The following is a 14,230-nucleotide window of genomic DNA, read 5'->3' as shown; positions in this document are numbered from 1 at the left end:
CCCGGGCGCAGATCTCGGCGCAAGAGTGGCGAAGAAATTACAGCGACGCCGCGATCCGGTCGCCGATCTGCGTGGTGGACAGCTTGTCGTTACCGCGCGTGGCCAGATGATGCTCGACGGCCTTGTCGACGCGGGCGGCGGCGTCGTGCTCACCGACATGGGACAGCAGCAGCGCGACCGACATGACGGCCGCCGTCGGGTCGGCGATCCCCTGGCCGGCGATGTCGGGCGCGCTGCCGTGCACGGGCTCGAACATCGACGGGTTCGTGCGGGTCGCGTCGATGTTGCCGCTCGCCGCCAACCCGATTCCCCCGCACACCGCGGCCGCGAGGTCGGTGATGATGTCGCCGAAGAGGTTGTCGGTGACGATCACGTCGAACCGGCCGGGGTCGGTGACCATGTGGATGGTGGCGGCGTCGACGTGCTGGTAGGCGATTTCGACGTCCGGGTAGTCGGCGGACACCTCCTGCACGGTGCGCCACCACAGCGCCCCGGCGTAGGTCAGCACATTGTTCTTGTGCACCAACGTCAGATGCTTGCGACGCCGCTGCGCCCGGTCGAACGCGTCCTTCACCACCCGGCGCACGCCGAACGCGGTGTTGACGCTGACCTCGGTGGCGACTTCGTTTGGCGTGCCGACGCGGATCGCGCCACCGGTGCCGGTGTACGGGCCTTCGGTGCCCTCGCGCACGACCACGAAGTCGATGTCGGGGTTACCGGCCAGCGGGCTGTTCACCCCGGGGTACAACCGGGCCGGACGCAGGTTGATGTGGTGGTCGAGCTCGAAGCGGATGCGCAGCAGCAGACCACGTTCGAGCAGACCGCTGGGCACCGACGGGTCGCCGATGGCGCCGAGCAGAATCGCGTCGTGGCCGCGTAGTTCGTCGAGCACCGAATCCGGCAGCACCTCACCGCTGGCGTGATAACGCCGCGCACCCAGGTCGTAGGTCGTCTTCTGCACACCGGGCAGCACCGCGTCGAGAACCTTGACCGCCTCGCCGACCACCTCGGGGCCGATACCGTCACCGGCAATGATCGCCAGTTTCATGACAGATCCACCACTTCCAGCAGCATCGCGCCGACCGCCTCGGCGATCTCGGTGCGGACCTCGGCGGGCACGTCGCGGTCGATGCGCAGCAGGATCGTCGCGCCGGGACCTTCGCTGTCCTCGCTGAGTTGGGCGGCGTGGATGTTGATGTCGGCGGCGCCGAGCAGGGTGCCGATCTTGCCGAGCGTGCCAGGACGGTCGATGTAGTTGACGATCAGGTACACGCCCTCGGCGCGCAGATCGAAGTTGCGGCCGTTGATCTGGACGATCTTCTCCACCAGTTCCGGCTCGGTCAGCGTGCCCGCGACGTTGGCGGTGGTCCCGTCGGAGTACACCGCCCGCACGTCGACCACGCTGCGGTGGCTGGGGCTCTCGGTGGCGGTGCTGATGTCGGCCTGCACACCGCGTTCGGCGGCGATCGCCGGGGCGTTGACGAACGTCACCGGGTCCTCGATGACGGCGGAGAAGAACCCTCGCAGGGCCGAAAGGCGAAGCACCTCAACATCTTCGGAGGCCAGCTCACCGCGCACCTGCACCGACAGCGACGCGGGCAGCTCGTCGCTCAGCACTCCGACGAGCAGACCCAGTTTGCGCACCAGATCCAGCCACGGCGCGACCTCCTCGCCGACGACCCCGCCGCCGACGTTGACGGCGTCGGGCACGAACTCACCGGCCAGCGCGAGCTTCACGCTCGCGGCGACGTCGGTGCCCGCGCGGTCCTGCGCTTCGACGGTGGACGCACCCAGGTGTGGGGTGACGACGACCTCGGGCAGATCGAACAGCGGGCTGTCGGTCGTGGGCTCCTTGGCGAACACGTCGATGCCCGCGGCCCGCACGTGTCCGGAACGCACCGCCTCGGCCAGCGCGTCCTCGTCCACCAACCCACCGCGCGCGGCGTTGACGATGACCACCCCCGGTTTCGTCTTGGCCAGCGCCTCCTTGCCGATCAGGCCCGCGGTCTCCGGGGTCTTGGGCAGATGCACGGAGATGAAGTCGGCGCGGGCGAGCAGTTCGTCGAGCGTGAGGAGTTCGATGCCGAGCTGCGCGGCGCGCGCCGCCGACACGTAGGGGTCGTAGGCGATCAGGTGGGTGCCGAAGGCGGCGAGCCGCTGGGCCACCAGCTGGCCGATGCGCCCGAGGCCGACGACGCCGACGGTCTTGCCGTAGATCTCGACGCCGGAGAACGACGAGCGCTTCCAGGTGCGTGCACGCAGCGACGCGTCGGCTGCCGGGATCTGGCGGGCCGCGGCCAGCATCAACGCCAGCGCATGTTCGGCGGCGCTGTGGATGTTGGAGGTCGGCGCGTTGACGACCAGCACCCCGCGCGCGGTGGCGGCGTCGACGTCGACGTTGTCGAGGCCGACACCGGCTCGCGCGACGATCTTGAGTTTGGGCGCTGCGGCCAGCACCTCGGCGTCGACGGTGGTCGCCGAGCGCACCAGCAGCGCATCGGCATCCGGCACCGCGGCCAGCAGCTTCCCTCGGTCCGGGCCGTCGACCCAGCGGACTTCTACCTGGTCACCCAGGGCGGCGACGGTGGATTCAGCCAACTTGTCGGCGATCAATACAACGGGCAGACTCACCCGGTCAGACTAATGGGCTTCGAAGACCGAGCGGCGGGCGGGAGAATCACCAGCGTGGATGTCAGCGTCGTCGGCAGTGGACCCAACGGACTGGCCGCCGCCGTCATCTGCGCCAGAGCCGGGCTGTCGGTACAGGTTTTCGAGGCACAGCCCACCCTCGGCGGCGGTGCACGCACCCTGCCCGACCCGGAGTTCTCCGAGGTCGCCCACGACATCTGCTCGGCGGTGCATCCGCTGGCGCTGGCCTCGCCCTTCCTCGCGGAGTTCGACCTGCCGGCGCGGGGCGTGGCGTTGCAGGTGCCCGAGATCTCGTATGCCAACCCATTGCCGGGCCGACCCTCAGCGATCGGCTATCACGACCTCGACCGCACCTGCGCCGAGCTCGAGCACGGGCAGTCGTGGCGGCGGCTGCTGGGCCCGTTGGTCGACCGCGACGACGCCGTGCTGCAGCTGCTGCTCGGCGACAAGCGGTCGATCCCCCGCGATCCGATCGCTGCGGTGCAGGTGGGCCTGCGCCTACTCGAACAGGGCACCCCGGCATGGCGCACCCTGTCCGGGGTCGACGCCCGTGCGTTGTTCACCGGTGTTGCCGCTCATGTCATTTCCCGGATGCCGTCGCTGGTGTCGGCCGGCGGCGGGTTGATGCTGGCGACGCTCGCCCACACCGTGGGCTGGCCGATCCCGGTCGGCGGAAGCCAGGCCATCGCCGACGCCCTGATCGCCGACCTGCGTGCGCACGGCGGATCGATCGTCGCGGGCGAACACATCACCGAGCCGCCCGAGGGGGTGGTCTTCTACGACACCGCCCCGACGGCGTTGTTGGACATCTACCGCGGCAAGCTGCCCGCTGGGTATCGCAAAGCGCTGCAACGCTACCGATTCGGCCCGGGCGTGGCCAAGGTGGATTTCGTGGTCTCCGACGAGATTCCATGGACCGATCCGCGGCTGGCCGGCGCACCGACGTTGCACATGGGCGGCACCCGCGAGCAGGCCGCGCACGCGGAACGCGAGGTTGCCGCGGGCCGCCATGCGCAATGGCCGATGGTGCTCGCGGCGTTGCCGCATCTGGCCGATCCGTCCCGCATCGACGCGCAGGGCCGTCGTCCGCTGTGGACCTACGCGCACGTGCCGTCGGGATCGGACGTCGACCAGACCGAAACGGTGACGAGGATCTTCGAGCGGTTCGCACCGGGGTTCCGCGACATCGTCGTGGCCGCACGCTCGATTCCCGCGGCACGGCTGGCGGACCACAACGTCAACCTCGTCGGCGGCGACATCGGGGTGGGCGGCAACACGCTCATGCATGCGCTGGCCGGCCCGACGCCGCGGCTGAACCCGTGGAGCACGCCGATTCCCAAGGCGTATCTGTGTTCCTCGGCCACCCCGCCCGGCGGCGGAGTGCACGGCATGTCGGGCTTCTACGCGGCGCGCACCGCGCTGCGGCGCGAGTTCGGCATCACGACGCTGCCGAACCTGGCTCCGTAACCCAGCGATTTGTGTGCGTTCTGTGCGCTGAGCGCGCCTGAACGCACACACATCGCCGAGGATCAGGCGGTGTCGGTCAGCGGGCGGTCCACCCAGCTCATCAAGTCGCGCAGCTTCTTGCCGACGACCTCGATGGGATGCTCGGCGTTCTCCTTGCGCAGCCGCTCGAGTTCCTTGTTGCCGCCTTCGACGTTGGCGACCAGCTTCTTGACGAAGCTGCCGTCCTGGATCTCGGCCAGGATCTGCTTCATGCGGCTCTTGGTGTCGGCGTCGATCACCCGCGGCCCGGACAGATAGCCGCCGAACTCTGCGGTGTCGGACACCGAGTAGTTCATCCGCGCGATGCCACCCTCGTACATCAGGTCGACGATGAGCTTCAGCTCGTGCAGCACCTCGAAGTACGCCAGCTCGGGCGCGTAACCGGCCTCGACCATCACATCGAAACCGGTCTTGACGAGTTCCTCTGTGCCACCGCACAACACGGCCTGCTCACCGAACAGGTCGGTCTCGGTCTCGTCCTTGAACGTGGTCTTGATGACGCCGGCCCGGGTGCCGCCGATGCCCTTGGCATATGAGAGCACGAGCGCCTCGCCCTCCCCTTTGGGATCCTGCTCGACGGCGACGAGACACGGCACGCCCTTGCCGTCGACGAACTGGCGGCGCACCAGGTGGCCGGGGCCCTTCGGGGCCACCATGCCGATGGTGACGTTGGCCGGCGGCTTGATGAGGCCGAAGTGGATGTTGAGGCCGTGGCCGAAGAACAGTGCGTTGCCGTCCTGCAGGTTGGGCTCGATGTCGTTCTTGAAGATGTCCGCCTGGGCGGTGTCGGGCGCCAGCAGCATGATGACGTCGGCCCACTTGGCCACCTCGGCTGGCGTCTCCACCTCCAGCCCCTGCTCGGTGACCTTCTCGCGGGATTTCGAGCCCTCCTTGAGACCCACCTTCACCTGCACACCAGAGTCGCGCAGGCTCAGCGAGTGCGCATGCCCCTGGCTGCCGTAGCCGATGACGCCGACCTTGCGCCCCTGAATGATCGAAAGATCGGCATCGTCGTCATAGAACATCTCAACTGCCACAGTTAATCTTCTTTCCTGTCTTCGGTTTTCGGCTACTTCACGGTGCCTATTTCACGGTGCCGATGCCACGCGGTCCGCGCGACAGCGACACAATCCCGGACTGCACGAGTTCACGGATCCCGTAGGGCTCCAGTACGCGCAACAGCGCATCCAGTTTGTCCTGGGTGCCGGTGGCCTCGACGGTCAGGGACTCGGTCGACACGTCGACGACCTTGGCGCGGAACAGGTTCACCGCCTCGATGACCTGCCCGCGGGTGGTCGCGTCGGCGCGGACCTTGATCAGCGCCAGCTCGCGCGCGACCGAGTTGTCCTCATCCTGTTCGACGATCTTGATCACGTTGACCAGCTTGTTGAGCTGTTTGGTGATCTGCTCGAGCGGCGCCTCTTCGACGCTGACGACGATCGTCATCCGGGACATGTCCTTGTGCTCGGTGGCACCGACCGCCAACGACTGAATGTTGAAGCCACGCCGGGAGAACAGCGACGCCACCCTGGCCAGCACACCGGGTTTGTCCTCGACGAGCACCGACAGCGTGTGCGTCTTGGCGCTCATCAGGCGTGCCCCTCTTCCGGGTCGTCGAACAGCGGGCGGATACCCCGGGCGGCCTGGATCTCGTCGTTGCTGGTGCCCGCGGCGACCATCGGCCACACCTGGGCGTCGGCGCCGACGACGAAGTCGATGACCACCGGGCGGTCGTTGATCTCCCGCGCCTGCTTGATGACGGCCTCGACGTCCTCGGCACGCTCACAACGCAGTCCGACGCAACCGAGCGCCTCTGCCAGCTTCACGAAATCCGGGATCCGCCGCGAGTGAGTGGCCAGATCCGTTTGGCTGTACCGCTCTTCGTAGAACAGCGTCTGCCACTGCCGGACCATGCCGAGGTTGCCGTTGTTGATCACCGCCACCTTGATCGGCGCCCCCTCGACCGCGCAGGTGGCCAACTCCTGGTTGGTCATCTGGAAGCAGCCGTCACCGTCGATGGCCCACACCTCGGCCTCGGGCCTGCCGAACTTGGCGCCCATCGCGGCGGGGACCGCGAAACCCATGGTGCCCAGACCGCCGGAGTTCAACCAGGTCTTGGGCTTCTCGTAGGAGATGAACTGCGCGGCCCACATCTGGTGCTGCCCAACGCCTGCCACATACACGGCGTCGGGACCCGCCATCTTGCCCAGCGTTTCGATCACGTACTCCGGCGACAGGCTGCCGTCGCTCTGCGGGCCGTAGCTCAGCGGGTAGGTCGCTTGCACGCCGCGCAGATACTCCATCCAGTTGTCGATCTCGATGTTCCCCAGCGCACCGTCGCGGCGCAGCGCCTCGATCAGATCGGTGATCACGTTCTTGACGTCACCGACGATCGGCACGTCGGCGTGGCGGTTCTTGCCGATCTCGGCGGGGTCGATGTCGGCGTGAATGACCTTGGCCTCCGGCGCAAACGAATCCAGCTTGCCCGTCACCCGGTCGTCGAAGCGGGTGCCCAGCGCGATCAGCAGGTCGCTGCGCTGGAGCGCGGCCACCGCGGACACGGTGCCGTGCATACCGGGCATGCCCATGTTCTGCGGATGGCTGTCGGGAAACGCCCCGCGCGCCATCAGCGTGGTGACCACCGGGATGCCGGTCAGCTCGGCCAGCTGGCGCAGCTCCTCGCTGGCCTCGCCGCGGATCACGCCACCGCCGACGTAGAGCACCGGCTTGCGCGCGGCGGCGATCAGCTTGGCCGCCTCACGCACCTGGCGGCTGTGCGGCTTGGTGTTGGGCTTGTACCCGGGCAGGTCCAGCTGCGGCGGCCAGCTGAACGTGCACTGGCCCTGCAGCACATCCTTGGGGATGTCGACGAGCACCGGACCCGGGCGGCCCGACGAGGCGATGTGGAACGCCTCGGCGATCACCCGCGGGATGTCATCGCCGTTGCGGACCAGGAAGTTGTGCTTGGTGATCGGCATCGTGATGCCGGAGATGTCTGCTTCCTGGAACGCGTCGGTGCCGATCAGCCCGCGCCCGACCTGACCGGTGATCGCCACCACGGGAATGGAGTCCATGTGCGCGTCGGCCAGCGGAGTGACCAGGTTCGTCGCGCCGGGACCCGAGGTCGCCATGCACACCCCGACCTTGCCGGTGGCGTGCGCGTATCCGCTGGCGGCGTGACCCGCCCCCTGCTCGTGGCGGACCAACACGTGGCGCAGCTTCTGCGAGTCGAAAAGCGGGTCATAGACCGGCAACACGGCGCCGCCCGGAATACCGAAGACGACATCGACGTCGAGCACCTCCAGGGCCCGGATCACGGCCTGCGCTCCGGTGAGCTGTTGTGGCTCAATGCGTTCGACCGAGGCAGCGGCGGTCTTGGCGGCAGGTTTCGCGGCGGCGGCAGCGGCGGCCCCGCCGTCGGGCGTGGTCGCCGACTTCTCCGGTGCCCGCGTGGTGGTTGCGCTCACGGTGTCTGTCTTTCTCCTAAATCCTGTGCGGATCTGTGTCTAGGGTCTCAAATCGGTGATCGGGCAAGAAAAAACCCCCGCCAGCTGGGCTGCTGTACGAGGGTCGCGCGTCGATGCTGGTTGCTATGCCCGGCAGCGGGCAAGCGCGGCATCGACGCGCTTCCCAATTACTACGAGCAATCCCGGGGCCTGCATAACCGTCGACGGTAGCCTCTGCACTGGTCACAGGTCAAATTCGGGCCCCGCGAGGGTCGTCACGTTGAAGCGCCTGACCCCGATGGTGCGAAGATGGCCTGGTGAGCTCCCCCGCCGCGCAGAACCCCGTCGTCATCCGGATCTCTCCGATGGCCCATCTGGCGGTCGGGTTCCTGGCGCTGGGCCTGCTGGCGATCGTGATGGCCGGTCCCAGCTGGACGCCGGTGCTGTTCGTCATTCCCGTGCTGTTGTCGGCATACATCGTCCGGTGCCGGACGGTGGCCGACCGCGACACCGTGACCGCGCGGACGTTTCTGGACAGCGAGACCATCCGCTGGGACGACATCGCCGGGCTGCAGTTCGGCAAGGGCACGTCGGCCTACGCCGAACTCAAGGACGGCAGGAAGGTCCGGCTGCCCGCGGTGACGTTCGCGACGCTGCCGCGGCTGACCGCGGCGAGCGGGGGTCGCGTTCCCAACCCTTACGAGTAGGCGCTAGGCCAGCGGGTTGCCGCCGTTGAGCAGCACCCAGATCGCGATGCCGGCGCCGGCCCCCAGGATCAGCGCGACGAATGACCCGACGAACGGCCGTCGCGCCCAACCGCGTGCGGCGTCGAGGCCGTATCTGCCGGGGCCGGCCAGGATGATGACCGCGACGGCGACGCCGACGAACACCTGGTACTCGTGGCCGTCGGTGAGGAACGCCGCCAGCCGGGCCTCTTCGTGGGCGACCATCGCCTCGGCCAGCACCCCGGTGACCAGATAGGCCAGCGCAGCGGCCGCCGCGACCGGGGTGAACAAGCCGAGCACCAGCAGCACCCCGACGGCGATCTGACCGAAGGTGGACACGTAGGTCAGGATGTCGGGGTACTGGAAGCCGAGCGTGGCCAGTTCGTCCTTCCAGCCGTCCAGGCCGGGGCCGTCCCACAGCCCGAACGCCTTCTGCAGTCCGTGCGTGATGAACAGCACGCCCACCGCAACCCGCAGCAGCAGCAGGCCGAGGTCCTGGGTGCCCCGACGGTCGCCGGGACCGGACACCCCGGGCTCCACCGCGGCCGGTTCGGGTGAATACGGGGCCGCATGCCGACCCCCGGGCTGCACATACGGAAGCGGTTCGGGGTCGTTGAGCAGCGCGAAGCCCGGGGTCACCGACGCCGAGCCGCCCGAGTCGTAGTGCGGGATCGTGGTGGTTTCGAAATCCCCTGCGTAGTTGGCTGACGGCAGATCGTCTTCGGGGTCGACCAGGCTCGCCGACACGGGCCGCCCAGCCGCGTCGTCGGGCCGCTGCCAGGCGCGTGGGTCTTGGGGTTGACTGGTCACGTTGCCCAGAGTAAGTGCTAGCCACCACCGAACCGGGGATTGGCGCGGTGCTTTCGGCGCTTATTCGCCGCGTTCGCACCGCCGCACCGACCGGTGTGCGTGGCGCGGATCGGCGAATGATCCGTAACCTGGCTCGCATGAAACTGCGCGCGCCGATGCGAGGTGTGGTCGCCGTCGTGTGCGCGGCGTTGCTGGTCGGGTCCGGCTGCGCCCGGTTCGACGAGGCGCAGTCGCAGCCGTTCACCACCGAGCCGGAGCTGGCGCCGGGGCCGACGACCACGCCGACGCCTCCGCCGCCGCTGCCGCCGAAACCGTTCCCGAAGGCCTGCCCGGCCCCCGGGGTCATGCAGGGCTGCCTGGAGAGCACCAGCGGTCTGATCATGCTGCCCGACAGCCAGTCCGCGCTGGTGGCCGAACGCACCACCGGCGCTGTGAAAGAGGTGTCGGTGCGGGCCGAACCGAAGGTCAAGGCCACCCTCCCGGTGGACGGGTCCGGTGACGGCGGGTTGATGGACATCGCGTTGTCGCCGACGTACAGCCAGGACCGGCTGATGTATGCCTACGTCAGCACGCCCACCGACAACCGGGTGATCCGCATCGCCGACGGCGACATTCCCAAGCCGATCCTCACCGGCATCCCCAAGGGCGCGGTCGGCAACACGGGCTCGCTGATCTTCACCAGCCCCACCACGTTGCTCGTGCAGACCGGAGACGCCGGAAACCCGGCCGACGCGGCCAACCCGGCGTCGATGGCGGGCAAGGTGTTGCGCATCGAGCAGCCCACGACCGTCGACCAGGCGCCGACGACGACCGCGCTGTCGGGCATGGGTTCGGCCGGCGGGATGTGCATCGACCACTCCGACGGCTCGCTCTACGTCACCGACCGCACCCCGACTGCGGATCGGCTGCAGCGCATCACCAAGGACTCCAAGATCTCGACGGTGTGGACGTGGCCGGACCGCCCCGGCGTGGCGGGGTGCGCGGCGCTGGACGGCACCGTGCTGGTGAACCTCGTCAACACCAAGCAGACCGTCGCGGTCCGGATGGCCCCGGACACCGGCGCGGTCACCGGCGATCCCGAGGTGGTGCGGCAGGACCAGCACGGGCACGCGTGGGCGCTGGCGCTGGCACCGGACGGCAACGTGTGGGGCGCGACGGTCAACAAGACCGCAGGCGGCGCGGAGAAGCTCGACGACGTCGTCTTCCCGTTGTTCCCGCAGGGCGGCGGGTTCCCGCGCCGCAACGCGGACAACACCTGATCGCGCAGCGCTGCAACGTCTTTCAGCCCTCGACCAGACGCAAACCGATGATGCCGACGACGATCACGGCGAGAAACGCCACCCGGGCCACACTCAGCGACTCACCCAGCAGCACGATCCCCGCCATCGCCACGCCCACCGCGCCGATGCCCACCCAGACCGCGTAGCCAGTGCCTGCGGGCAGGTGGCGAAGCGCCACGGTGAGCAGGATGAAGCTCAGCAGCGCCGCGACAACGCCGATCACGCTGGGCCATAGCCGGGCGAAACCCTCGGACTGTTTGAGCGCGATGGCCCAGACGATCTCGAGCAGCCCGGCGACAACCAATATCGGCCACGCCATCACGGTCAGGCGTTCGTTCCACCGTCGACGGTCAGCACCGCGCCGGTGATATTGGATGCGCCGGCACTCGCCAGGAACGCGACCGAGTCCGCGACATCTGCGGCTGCGGCATACCGGCCGAGGGCACTCAACGCGCGTTGTTCGTCGGCTCCGGCGGCGTCGGCGGGATTCATGTCGGTGTCGGTGGAACCGGGCTGTACGAGGTTGACCGTGATGTTCCGGCTCCCGAGGTCGCGCGCCAGGCCCTTGGTGAACCCGATGAGCGCGGCCTTGCTCATCGAATACAACGTGACACCCGGAAATGGCACTCGCTCAGCCAGATTGCTTCCGATGCTGATGATGCGGCCGCCATCAGGCATGTGTCGCACCGCGGCTTGGCTGGCGAGATACACCGCGCGGGCGTGGATGGCCAGCGTGCGGTCGACCTCCTCGACCGACACCGTGTCGATCGGTCCGAAAGGAAACACTCCGGCGTTGTTGACCAGGATGTCGAGCCGGCCGAACGCGGTGCCGGTCTGCTCGACGGCCGCCACCACGTCGTCGGCCGAGGCGCTGTCGGCCCTTATCGCCAGGCCGCGAACACCGCGTGAGGCGAGACCGTCGACCACCTCCTGGGCCCGACGCTCGGATCGGGCATAGGTGACGGCGACGTCCGCGCCCAGCTCGCCGAGCCGGGTCGCGATGGCGGCCCCGATCCCCCTGCTTCCGCCTGTGACCAAGGCCGTTCTTCCCGTTAAACCTGCCATCGCCCTCTCTTTTCTGTAACGTTCGATACATAATTGATTGCGCTTCGTATACTTGTCAAGAGTTTTATATCGTTCGATACAGAAAGGTGGTGCGGCATGGCGTCACGCGGCAGACCCCGCACGTTCGATCGCACCGAGGCCCTGGAACACGCCATGGAGGCGTTCTGGCAACACGGCTATGAGGGTGCGTCGATGAGCGACCTGACCGCTTCGATGGGGATCAACTCACCGAGCTTGTATGCGGCGTTCGGCTCCAAAGAGCAGCTGTTTCGCGAGGCCGTGGCGCATTATGACCAAACCCTGGGTGCCACCGCGGCCGCCGAGTTGCGCGACAGGCCCACCGCTCAGGAGGCCATCGCAGCGGTGCTGCGACACCACGCGGCGGTGTTCTGCGATCCCGACAAACCACGCGGCTGCATGATCGTGCTGGCCGCCACCACCTGCACCGAACGCACCCGCTCGATACACGAGCACCTTGCGGAGTTGCGGATCGCGACCGAGGACGCGTTTCGCGCCCGCATCGAGCGCGGGATCGCCGACGGCGACGTGCCCGCCGGCACCGACGCCGCAACGGTCGCTGCGTTCTACAACACCGTCAACCACGGAATGGCGATTCAGGCCCGCGACGGCGCGGATCAAACCAAGATCGCGGCCATCGCCGAGGCCGCAATCGCGTCCTGGGACAGCATCATTCGCGCCGACTAGGCCGGCCGCGAAATCGCTAGCTGCAGGCGGCGAGAACCAGCTCGCGGACGCGGGCCGCGTCGGCCTGGCCCTTGGTGGCCTTCATGACGGCGCCGACGATCGCACCCGCTGCCTGCACCTTGCCGCCGCGGATCTTCTCGACGACGTCGGGGTTGGCGGCCAGCGCCTCGTCGACGGCGGCCTGCAACGCGGAGTCGTCGCGCACGACCTCGAGGCCACGGTCGGCCATGACCTGCTCGGGTTCGCCCTCGCCGGCGAGCACACCCTCGACCACCTCACGGGCCAGCTTGTTCGACAGCTTGCCGTCATCGACGAGCTTGACCACCGCGGCCACCTGCGCGGGCGTGATCGGCAAGTCGGACACGGCCACCCCATCTTCATTGGCCTTCTGTACCAGGAAGTTGCCCCACCACGCCCTGGCGGCCTCGCTGGACGCGCCCTGTTCGACGGTGGCCGCGATCAGGTCGAGCGCGCCGATGTTGACCAGGTCGCGCATCACCTCGTCGGAGACCCCCCACTCCTCCTGGATGCGCTTGCGCGTCACCCAGGGAAGCTCGGGGATGGTCTTGCGCAGCCGCTCGACGAGTTCGGCGTCGGGCGCCACCGGCTCCAGGTCGGGCTCGGGGAAGTACCGGTAGTCCTGCGCGGTCTCCTTGCTGCGGCCGGGCGAGGTGTAGCCGTCCTCGTGAAAGTGCCTGGTTTCCTGGATGACTCGACCGCCCGATTCGAGAACCGCTGCCTGACGGCGCATCTCGTAGCGGACCGCCACCTCGACGCTCTTCAACGAGTTGACGTTCTTGGTCTCGGTGCGGGTACCGAACTCGGCCTGCCCGATCGGCTTCAACGAGACGTTGGAGTCACAGCGCATCGAACCCTGATCCATGCGCACATCCGATACACCCAGGCCGCGCAACAGGTCTCGCAGAGCGGTCACGTAGGCGCGGGCGATCTCGGGGGCGCGGGCGCCGGCACCCTCGATCGGTTTGGTGACGATCTCGATCAGCGGCACGCCGGACCGGTTGTAGTCGATCAACGACGTGGTTGCACCTTCGATGCGGCCGGTGTCGCTGCCGATGTGGGTCAGCTTGCCGGTGTCCTCTTCCATGTGCGCACGTTCGATGTCGACCCGCCAGGTGCTGCCGTCGTCGAGCGGGACGTCGAGATGGCCGTTGATCGCGATCGGCTCGTCGTACTGGCTGATCTGATAGTTCTTGGGCATGTCCGGATAGAAGTAGTTCTTCCGGGCGAACCGGCACCACGGCACGATCTCGCAGTTGAGGGCCAACCCGATGCGGATCGCCGATTCGACGGCCTGCTGGTTGAGCACGGGCAGCGAGCCGGGTAGCCCCAGGCACACCGGGCACACCTGGGTGTTGGGTTCGGCGCCGAACCTGTTGGCGCAGCCGCAGAACATCTTCGTCGCCGTCGACAACTCGACGTGCACCTCGAGGCCGAGCACCGGCTCGTAGCGGGCAATCACGTCGTCGTAATCGAGCAGTTCGGAAGCGGCGACAGTCATGGCAGCGAGTCTAGTGGGGGGCCGGTCAGCCCAGTTTTGGGTGCACGCCGGGAATCAGGCCCGCTGCCGCGGACATCCGCTGCAGCAGCTGCAGCACATCCTCGCGCTCGGCCGCCGTCAACGTCGCGGTGATCTCGTCCTCCTGCGCGCGGCCCACCGCGTCGAGTTCCGGTAGCAGCTCGCGGGCCTTGTCGGTCAGCGTCACGGCGAACGCCCGGCGATCGCCCGGGTGCGGCATCCGCTTCACCAGGCCCTGCTCCTCCAGCCTGTCCACCACCGTCACCATCACGTTGCGGTGAATACCGAGCTGCGCGGACAGCTGGCGCTGAGACTGGCCGTCGTCGGCGGACAGCGCCTTGAGCACCGCGTAGGTCCGAGGCTCGACACCGAACGGTTCCAGCCGGCGCACGAAGTCCTCGGCGAGGTAGACGCCGAGCTGAGAAAGCAGGAACGGGATGCGTTCGTGTAGTGCGCCGATGCCCCTCGAGCGCTCGTCCATGCGCAGACACTAGCACTCACGGTGAT

Annotated in this window: 14 protein-coding genes; 4 read left to right on the top strand and 10 right to left on the bottom strand. The window is 68.1% G+C overall.

Going from position 1 to position 14,230, the window contains the following annotated elements:
* Positions 1–37: 37 nt before the first annotated feature.
* Positions 38–1,048: a 3-isopropylmalate dehydrogenase gene (locus MELE44368_RS14045; protein WP_128109049.1), complete on the bottom strand. Its 1,011-nt coding sequence runs from the start codon at positions 1,046–1,048 to the stop codon at positions 38–40.
* A complete protein-coding gene (gene serA / locus MELE44368_RS14040) occupies positions 1,045–2,631 on the bottom strand; it encodes a phosphoglycerate dehydrogenase (RefSeq protein ID WP_128109048.1) in 1,587 nt (528 codons plus the stop codon). The genes MELE44368_RS14045 and serA overlap by 4 nt, the downstream gene beginning before the upstream one ends.
* A 54-nt stretch (positions 2,632–2,685) precedes the next feature.
* Here serA and MELE44368_RS14035 point away from each other — a divergent pair, with 54 nt between their 5' ends.
* Positions 2,686–4,116: a phytoene desaturase family protein gene (locus MELE44368_RS14035; RefSeq protein ID WP_128109047.1), complete on the top strand. Its 1,431-nt coding sequence runs from the start codon at positions 2,686–2,688 to the stop codon at positions 4,114–4,116.
* A 62-nt stretch (positions 4,117–4,178) separates the two neighbouring features.
* Here the strand turns inward: MELE44368_RS14035 and ilvC are convergent, their stop codons facing one another.
* From ilvC to MELE44368_RS14020, 3 genes are read right to left on the bottom strand one after another with little or no spacing between them, the layout of a single operon-like run.
* Positions 4,179–5,180 (bottom strand): ketol-acid reductoisomerase, encoded by a 1,002-nt coding sequence (gene ilvC, locus MELE44368_RS14030; protein WP_206613768.1) that lies wholly within the window; start codon positions 5,178–5,180, stop codon positions 4,179–4,181.
* Positions 5,181–5,238: 58 nt separating this feature from the next.
* The gene (gene ilvN, locus MELE44368_RS14025) at positions 5,239–5,745 is read right to left on the bottom strand and encodes an acetolactate synthase small subunit (RefSeq protein WP_046751341.1); all 507 of its coding nucleotides are present in this window, start codon (positions 5,743–5,745) and stop codon (positions 5,239–5,241) included.
* Complete coding sequence (locus MELE44368_RS14020) at positions 5,745–7,622, bottom strand: acetolactate synthase large subunit (RefSeq protein WP_128109045.1); 1,878 nt, start codon at positions 7,620–7,622, stop codon at positions 5,745–5,747. The genes ilvN and MELE44368_RS14020 overlap by 1 nt, the downstream gene beginning before the upstream one ends.
* Before the next feature lie 344 nt (positions 7,623–7,966).
* Between MELE44368_RS14020 and MELE44368_RS14015 the strand changes: the two genes are divergently transcribed.
* On the top strand, positions 7,967–8,308 hold the full coding sequence (locus MELE44368_RS14015; protein WP_128109092.1) for a PH domain-containing protein: 342 nt from the start codon (positions 7,967–7,969) through the stop codon (positions 8,306–8,308).
* 3 nt (positions 8,309–8,311) lie between these two features.
* On the opposite strand, the gene MELE44368_RS14010 is transcribed toward MELE44368_RS14015, so the two are convergent.
* Positions 8,312–9,136 (bottom strand): DoxX family protein, encoded by an 825-nt coding sequence (locus MELE44368_RS14010; protein WP_064892778.1) that lies wholly within the window; start codon positions 9,134–9,136, stop codon positions 8,312–8,314.
* Positions 9,137–9,273: 137 nt separating this feature from the next.
* Between MELE44368_RS14010 and MELE44368_RS14005 the strand changes: the two genes are divergently transcribed.
* The gene (locus MELE44368_RS14005) at positions 9,274–10,395 is read left to right on the top strand and encodes a PQQ-dependent sugar dehydrogenase (protein WP_120308886.1); all 1,122 of its coding nucleotides are present in this window, start codon (positions 9,274–9,276) and stop codon (positions 10,393–10,395) included.
* Between the two features lie 22 nt (positions 10,396–10,417).
* On the opposite strand, the gene sugE is transcribed toward MELE44368_RS14005, so the two are convergent.
* The gene (gene sugE, locus MELE44368_RS14000; protein WP_046751357.1) at positions 10,418–10,735 is read right to left on the bottom strand and encodes a quaternary ammonium compound efflux SMR transporter SugE; all 318 of its coding nucleotides are present in this window, start codon (positions 10,733–10,735) and stop codon (positions 10,418–10,420) included.
* A 5-nt stretch (positions 10,736–10,740) separates the two neighbouring features.
* Entirely contained in the window at positions 10,741–11,454 is a 714-nt protein-coding gene (locus tag MELE44368_RS13995) for an SDR family oxidoreductase (protein WP_306439149.1), read from the bottom strand.
* 123 nt (positions 11,455–11,577) lie between these two features.
* Here MELE44368_RS13995 and MELE44368_RS13990 point away from each other — a divergent pair, with 123 nt between their 5' ends.
* Positions 11,578–12,186 (top strand): TetR/AcrR family transcriptional regulator, encoded by a 609-nt coding sequence (locus MELE44368_RS13990; protein ID WP_128109044.1) that lies wholly within the window; start codon positions 11,578–11,580, stop codon positions 12,184–12,186.
* 16 nt (positions 12,187–12,202) lie between these two features.
* On the opposite strand, the gene gatB is transcribed toward MELE44368_RS13990, so the two are convergent.
* Entirely contained in the window at positions 12,203–13,705 is a 1,503-nt protein-coding gene (gene gatB / locus MELE44368_RS13985) for an Asp-tRNA(Asn)/Glu-tRNA(Gln) amidotransferase subunit GatB (RefSeq protein ID WP_064927513.1), read from the bottom strand.
* 25 nt (positions 13,706–13,730) lie between these two features.
* On the bottom strand, positions 13,731–14,204 hold the full coding sequence (locus MELE44368_RS13980) for a MarR family winged helix-turn-helix transcriptional regulator (RefSeq protein ID WP_128109043.1): 474 nt from the start codon (positions 14,202–14,204) through the stop codon (positions 13,731–13,733).
* Between the last annotated feature and the right edge of the window lie 26 nt (positions 14,205–14,230).

Source organism: Mycolicibacterium elephantis DSM 44368 (assembly GCF_004014805.1).
Lineage (GTDB): Bacteria > Actinomycetota > Actinomycetes > Mycobacteriales > Mycobacteriaceae > Mycobacterium > Mycobacterium elephantis.
This window is presented reverse-complemented; position numbering and strand designations above follow the sequence as displayed.